Source organism: Pseudomonadota bacterium (assembly GCA_022361155.1).
Taxonomy (GTDB): Bacteria; Myxococcota_A; Polyangia; order Polyangiales; family JAKSBK01; genus JAKSBK01.
This window is the reverse complement of record JAKSBK010000533.1, coordinates 1-6,796: the sequence shown is the minus strand read 5'-3', so window position 1 is coordinate 6,796 and position 6,796 is coordinate 1. Positions and strand designations below refer to the sequence as shown.

5 protein-coding genes are annotated in these 6,796 nt (G+C 66.8%); 1 reads left to right on the top strand and 4 read right to left on the bottom strand.

Going from position 1 to position 6,796, the window contains the following annotated elements:
- The 4 genes from MJD61_19905 to MJD61_19890 form a co-directional block, all read right to left on the bottom strand.
- Window positions 1-2,392, bottom strand: a 2,392-nt coding sequence (locus tag MJD61_19905; protein MCG8557527.1) for an efflux RND transporter permease subunit, incomplete at its 3' end; no start/stop codon positions are given.
- Window positions 2,385-3,659: an efflux RND transporter periplasmic adaptor subunit gene (locus MJD61_19900; GenBank protein MCG8557526.1), complete on the bottom strand. Its 1,275-nt coding sequence runs from the start codon at window positions 3,657-3,659 to the stop codon at window positions 2,385-2,387. The genes MJD61_19900 and MJD61_19905, both read right to left, overlap by 8 nt.
- Complete coding sequence (locus tag MJD61_19895; GenBank protein ID MCG8557525.1) at window positions 3,656-5,134, bottom strand: efflux transporter outer membrane subunit; 1,479 nt, start codon at window positions 5,132-5,134, stop codon at window positions 3,656-3,658. The genes MJD61_19900 and MJD61_19895 overlap by 4 nt, the downstream gene beginning before the upstream one ends.
- A complete protein-coding gene (locus tag MJD61_19890; protein ID MCG8557524.1) occupies window positions 5,131-5,784 on the bottom strand; it encodes a TetR/AcrR family transcriptional regulator in 654 nt (217 codons plus the stop codon). The genes MJD61_19895 and MJD61_19890 overlap by 4 nt, the downstream gene beginning before the upstream one ends.
- Window positions 5,785-5,981: 197 nt before the next feature.
- Between MJD61_19890 and MJD61_19885 the strand changes: the two genes are divergently transcribed.
- Window positions 5,982-6,596: an isochorismatase family protein gene (locus MJD61_19885; protein MCG8557523.1), complete on the top strand. Its 615-nt coding sequence runs from the start codon at window positions 5,982-5,984 to the stop codon at window positions 6,594-6,596.
- Window positions 6,597-6,796: the final 200 nt, after the last annotated feature.

Below are 6,796 nucleotides of genomic sequence, written 5' to 3'. Positions count from 1 at the left end.
CGGCCTCCCTCTCCGCCCAGAATCCGTTTGTGATTCTGTGGGTGATTCTCCTTAAGTCGTTGAGGATTCCAAGGAGGCTGGGGATCAGCACCAGGGTCAGGATGGTGGCGAAGGCCACCCCCGCCGCGATGGAGATGGCCATGGGAATGAGGAACCGCGCCTGCATGTCTTTTTCCATGATGAGCGGGGTGAGGCCGCCCACCGTACTGAGGGTGGTGAGGAAGATGGCCCGGAACCGCCGGCTTTCGGGACCGGCAATGTCGCCGAGGCGCTCGCGCCAAGCCTGCGCGATGACTCGGGAGCTCACGTCGCGCTGGTCGCCGGGCAACAGGAACAGCCGCACCGTGGCCAGGTGTCCTCCTCCATCGCGTGCGCCCAACGCGCCCACGCCGCCCGCCATGCCCGTGCCGATCTCGGAGAGGATCCCCCGGCTGAGCCTTTGCTCGCCCCCGTACTGCTCGAGCGTCTCGCGCGCGCTCTGGAGCATGCGTTGCTGCAGCTTGCGCGTGAGCTGCACCGGCGTGCCCACGGGCATCTCGAGCTGGGCTTGCACCACGTCCGAATCGATCTTGGGCAGAAACGTGAACTGCACCCGTCCTCCGGCGACCAGCCCGACAGTCAAGACGAGCCCCGCCACGAAGAACGCGAGCGTGGCGTAGCGCCAGCGCAGGCAAACTTGCAGCGACCACGCATAGATGTGTTGGATGAACCACTCGACAGCATCGCTGAAGCGCTGTTGTTGGTGCACCACGAACCCGACGAAACTGCGCCCCGTGAGCTTCTTCACCAAGGAATCCACGATGCGGAAAGGCGCACCGATCAGGGTCGTCAGCACGTGCTTGCCTTCGGCCAGGTGGGCCGGCAGCACATAGAGCGACTCGATCAACGATACGGCCAGGACTGCGATCACGACCAGGGGGATATTACGAAAGAACTTGCCCGCAACGCCCGGCACAGCCAGCAAAGGGGTGAATGCGATGATGGTCGTCAGGATCGAGAAGGTGACGGGCGCCGCCACCTCGCGCGCGCCCGCGATCGCGGCTTGAACGAGCTTCATGCCGTCTCGCTGGTGCTTGTGGACGGCTTCCCCGACCACGATCGCGTCGTCGACCACCAAGCCGAGCGTCACGATGAACGCGAAAAGCGAAATCATGTTGAGCGAAAGGTCGAGCCAGGGCAGAAACAGCAACGAGCCCGCAAAGGAGATCGGGATGCCCAACGTCACCCAAAAGGCCAAGCGGATCTCGAGGAACAGGCCGAGCACCAAGAGCACCAGCGCGAGACCGAGGTAGGCGTTGCGCAGCAACAGATCCTGGCGCTGCTTGTAGACCTCGGAGCGATCGTTCCAGACCGCGAACGCTACGCCCGGCGGCAGCGCGTCTCGGTGCCGCTCCACGTAGTCGTGCACCGCCTGGGAGACCTCGATCGGCCCCTCCTCACCGATCCGAAACACCTCCACGGCCGCGGCGCGCTTGCCGTTGAAGAAAGCTTCCTGGTCGGTATCGCGAAAGCCGTCATCGATGGTCGCGATTTCGCTCAAGCGAACCTGGCTGCCGTCGGGACGAGACAGCACCACGATGTTTTCGAACTCGACACCCAGGTCACGCCGTTCGGTCATGCGCAGGAGCACTTCTCCCTTGCCGGTCTTGATGCCGCCGGCGGGAATCTCTACCGACGCCCGGCGCACCGCATCGGCCACCGCCTCGAGCGTCAGCCCGTAACGACGCAGGTTCTCCTGGGATACTTCGATGCCGATTTCCAGGGGCCGGACCAAGCTCAGCTCGGCCACCGTGACGTTGGGATCGAGCAGCAGCCCCGCGCGTGTCTCTTCGGCCAGCGTTCGCAGGGATTTCTCGTCGACATCGCCATAAACGAGCAGCGACAGCACCGCTCGCTTGGACGCGGCAAGGCTCACCACCGGACGCTCGGCATCCACGGGAAACGACGTGATGCGATCCACGGCGGCCTTGATGTCGGAGAGCGCCCGGTCGGTGTTGGTGCCGCTCAGCAGCTCGACGCTGACCGAGCCCACGCCTTCCCGAGCGGTCGAGCGGACTTCCTTGACGTCGTCGAGTCCCCGCACGGCCTCCTCGACGGCCAGTACCACGCCCTGCTCCACCTCCTCGGGGCTCGCCCCGGGATAAGCCACATTGATGAGCACCAAGTCGAGCTCGAACTCCGGAAAGACCTCGCGCTTGATCTGGCTCAGCATGGCTATGCCACCGGCCAGCAGCAGCACCATGAGCAGGTTGGCTGCAACCGGATTCTTGGCCATGAAGGCCAGCGGGCCGGATTCGTCCATGCGCGCTGCACGGCCGTCTTCGGCGCCGCCTCGGGAGCCTCCGGCGCTGCTCCCGGCTCCTGCCCGAGCCCGCTTCGGCAAGTCAGCCATGGTGCTTTTCGGCAGGCGCTTTCGTGCTCTGCGCGGGCGAACGTTTGCCCGGTGCTCGCTTGCCCGGTGCTCGCTTGCTCGGTTTGTCCGCGAGCGTACGCAGCCGCATGCCCTCGATCGCACTCGGCACCGGACTCACGATCAGGCGCTCGCCCGAGTCGAGACCCCGTACAAGCACGCTCTCGGCACGGCGATGAACGATCCGAACCTGGCGCATTCCCAGCGTGTTATCGGGACGAGCCACATACACGCCGTTGCCGGCACGCAGGGTCAGGCGAGGGATTTCGGCGACGCCGGCAACCTCGCCGCCTTGGAGCTCGACGCTGACATACGCTCCGAGCAGCAGCGGCATGCCCGTACCTCGCGCGCGATCTTCGCCGGCGACCTCGAGCCCCAAAGGATCGTCGACCTGCACCAGCAGCCGCGCCATGCGACCCATCGGATCGACCTCCCCGAGCAGACGCATCACTCGCCCCCGGCGCTCGATCCGCTGCTCGCCGATTTGCTGCAGCACACGAGCCGCGGAACCACGCTCCGCGTTGAGTCCGGGAATCCGCACGGAGCCGAGCTCGTCCACGGGCACCGCCACCTGCACGAAGAAGGCATCGCTGCCCACGAGCGTCGCGAGGCGACTCTGAGGAGAAACCAGCTGCCCGACTTCCACTGCTTCGCTGCGCACGAGCGCATTGAAGGGTGCCTTGACCAGGGTGCGCTTGAGCTGGAGCTTGGCCTTGTCGAGCCCGCTCTTGGCCGAGTGCAATGCGACTTGCGCCGTGCGCAGCTGGGGCTTGCGCAGCGCGAGCGCTCCAGCTCGAGGAGTCGGAGGGGCTTCGCCAAACAGCTGCCACTCGCGTTCGGCGACTTTCTGGCGTGCTTGCTCGAGCTCGAGCTCGAGGGTCGCTCGCTCCACTTGAGCTGTTTGTTGGTGCACCGACAGGTCGTAGTCACGCGGATCGATTCGGAGCAGTGTGGCGCCCTTCTTTATCCGTCCACCGACGATGAGCTCGGGATGCTGCCAGAGCACGCGTCCGGTGACCTCGGGCTGCAGGGTGACCTCGCGCGCGGGAATCACGTTGCCCTTGGCGTGCACGCTCACGCGTTGCCGGCCGCGTTCAACCGTCAAGGTCTCGACCAACAGCCCCTGATCGGCTCGGGCCTTCTTCGCCGGCTGCGGACGGCTGCGAATCAGCGCGCGCGCACCGAGCACGCTGGCCACCAGCAGCGCGATCGGCAACACGGCCCGGACGACGATCGAGACGGCCTTCATGATGCAGCTCCCACGTTGTGGTGCCCGCTGCCTGCCCGAGGTAGGCTGCGGGTCCAGGTGCCGCCCAAGGCGCGACAGAGCTGGATCCGATGCGACAGCAGCTGCCGGCGTGCGTCGAGCAAACGGCGCTCGGTCTGTTGGGTCGCACGCAGCGACGTGAGCACCGGCAGAAAATCGCTGAGCCCCTGGCTGTAACGGTGACGCGCCTCGCGCAGGTTGGCCTGGCTCACTTCGAGCTGTCCCTCGAGCGCCTCGATGTGGGCGCGCTGCTGCCGTTCTTGTACCAGGGCGTTTTCGACCTCGAGCAGCGCCAAGAGCACCACCTTGCCGTAAGCGCTCACGCGCTCGGCGAGCAGCGCGCGCTGCCGCTCGACCTCGGCGGCGCGCCGGCCGCCGTCGATCAGCGGCATGAGCAAGTTCGCTGCCAGATTCCAGAGCGGGGTGAGCGCCTGGTCGCTGAGGTTGTTTGCCTGCAGGCTGCCCGACGCGCTCAGCCTGAGCGATGGATAGCGATCCGCCACGGCCTGGGCCAGCTGGTGATCCACGGCTTGCACGCGGTGCATGGCCGCGCGCACGTCGGGCCGCCGCTGCAGAAGGTGGCTGGGCAGGCCAAGCCCCGGAAGGGCGAGTGGCTCGGGCAGCTGCAGGTGGCCCTGCGCCGTGAGCGTACCGGGCGTCCGGCCGGCGAGGATCGCGAGCTGGTTGCGCAGCATGGCTTCGCTGGCTCGCAACAGCTCGAGCTCGGCCCGGTTGCCCGCAAGCAGCTCGCGTTGCTGAAACACGTCGAGCGCAGAGGCCTGCCCCTGGTTGAACCGCAGCATCACAAGCTCGAGGAAGGTTTCGTTGCTCTGTTGCTGCGCGGCCAGCAGGGCCTGCTGCGCCCGGGAGCGCGCAAGGTCGAACCAACGCTCGGAAACCTCCGCGGCCAGGCTCATGGCAAGCGCGGCCAGATCGGCGCCGGCGGCGCGTTCGTGCTGCAGCGCTGCGGCCGCGCCCGAGCTGAGCTTGCCCCACAGGTCGAGCTCGTAGCTGGCGGCAAGGGAGTTGTTGTTCTGGCGAGACTCAAGCGTTCCGAATCGGCCCAGCAGAAACCGCTGGTAGGTGCCCGTCGCCCGCAGCTCGAGCCCGGGCCAACGCGGTGCACCCGCCTGCCTCGAGACAGCCCGAGCCTGAGCGAGCCGTGCCCAGGCAGCCCGCAGGTCGAAGTTTCCGCGCAGCGTTGCATCGACCAGCCGATCGAGTTCGCGGTCGGAAAATTCCTGCCACCAGCGCTCTGGCAGCTGGCGCCCTTGTGGCTCGTGCGAGGCGGCGTGGTAGGCAGCCGGCACGCGCACCGGGGGCTTGGGATCGTGGCGCACCCGATGCACGGCGCAGCCCAAAGCCGTGCCGCTCAACAACAACGCCAAGGGTGCGCTGACGAAGCGGCCCGGATCGGCTTGGGGCCGGCGCTGCCCGGTCGCTCGCGATCTGCTCATGGCCTCGTCTCGTCGGCGCGCAGCCCCCGCAGCAAGAGCTCGCTGAACGAAGGCAGCAAGGGGCTCAGGTCGAGCTCGAACGGCAGCCGGCGCCCGATCTCCTCACGGTTGAAATAGAGCATGGTTACCCCCATGTGCCCGCCCCAGATCTGAAACGCGCACTGCGCCGGATCGAGCCCCTCGCGGATGCTGCCGTCGGCCTGCCCGCGGCGAATCACCGCCACGATGAGCTGGAACAGGCGCAGCGTGTTTTCCTGGTACTCGGGAAAGCCGGGCATATCCGGGTCCGCGTGAAAACCCGACGCCTGCCAGGCCAACATGATCTTGACGTGGTCGGGGTGCTCCTTCACGAAGCTTCGGTGGACCTCACAGAAGCGCTCGAGCGCAGCGAAGCCGCTGCGCCCGTCGTCGGCCAGCGACGACAGCTGCTCCCACATGTAGGCCAGGCAGCGCGTACCGATCGCGAGGTAGAGCTCGTCCTTGCCGGCGAAATAGAGGTAGAGCGTGCCCTTGCTGAGCTCGGCCTCGGCAGCCACGTCGTCCATCGTGGCCTCGAGGGGTCCCTTGCCGAAGAAGACCCGCTCCGCAGCGTCGATAATGTCCTTGCGACGCTGCTCTCGCTCGCGCTCTCGTCGTTCCGCCACACCCATTGGGTACCGCTCCTCAGAAACTGACTTTCGGTCAGTCAATGACCCATAGTTAGTGCAAGCTGCCGAAAAACGCAACCCCTCCGGCGCCCTTTTTCGGCCGGCGGCCTGCGAACGCGGCCGCGGCCGCCGGCGAGCTACCACGGCGACGATGCGATGCGCTACGCTCGGGGCGCCCCATGTGGGGCTGGAGGCCGTAGATGACTGGTCGTCCGTACTCGGGCGAGCTCGCGATCAAGCCCGATGGTACGGCGCTGCTCGTGGTGGATGTGCAGGAGAAGCTGGTGGCGGCGGTGCCGGAACCGCTGCGCGCGCCCATGCTGCGCAACTTGGAACTGCTGCTCGAGGGTGCACGCATGCTCGGTCTGAAGACGTTCGTGACCGAGCAGTACCCCAAGGGCCTTGGCCCGACCTTGAGCGCGCTTCGAGAACGCCTCGATGCCATGAGCCCGGCCCCGCAGCGCTTCGAGAAGCTCGCGTTCGACGCCTGCGGTGCCGAGGGTCTTGTCCCGGCCCTGCGGACCGTGTTCGATTCCGCGCACAGCGGGCAAGGACAGGCTCCCGCCGTCGTGGTGGCGGGCATGGAGGCGCACATCTGCGTCTATCAGAGTGCCCGCGGCTTGGCGCAAGCCGGTTTTCGTGTGCAGGTTCCCATCGACGCCGTGTGCTCCCGCAGCAGCGAAGATCGCCGCATCGCCGAGGGTCTGCTCAGCGCTTCCGGCGCCGTCGTCACGAGCACCGAAACCGTGTTGTTCGATCTGTTCGGCCGTGCGGGCAGCGAGGAGTTCAAGGCCTTTTCCCGCTTGCTGCGCTAGTGCCTCGCCAAAGGAATCCTGGTTGGTTGGGGCCTGCAGTGGGGCTCGCTGGCAAGGCGGTCGACGTCGCCAGTGTTCGAGCCCGACCGGTCGAGGTGCCCGTGATAACGGCCGCTCCGCAGTCGAAGCGCCGGAAGCATAGTCGACACTATGTTGAGGACGCTAAGACGAGGACGCGGCTGCTTGCGCGGGTGGATCGG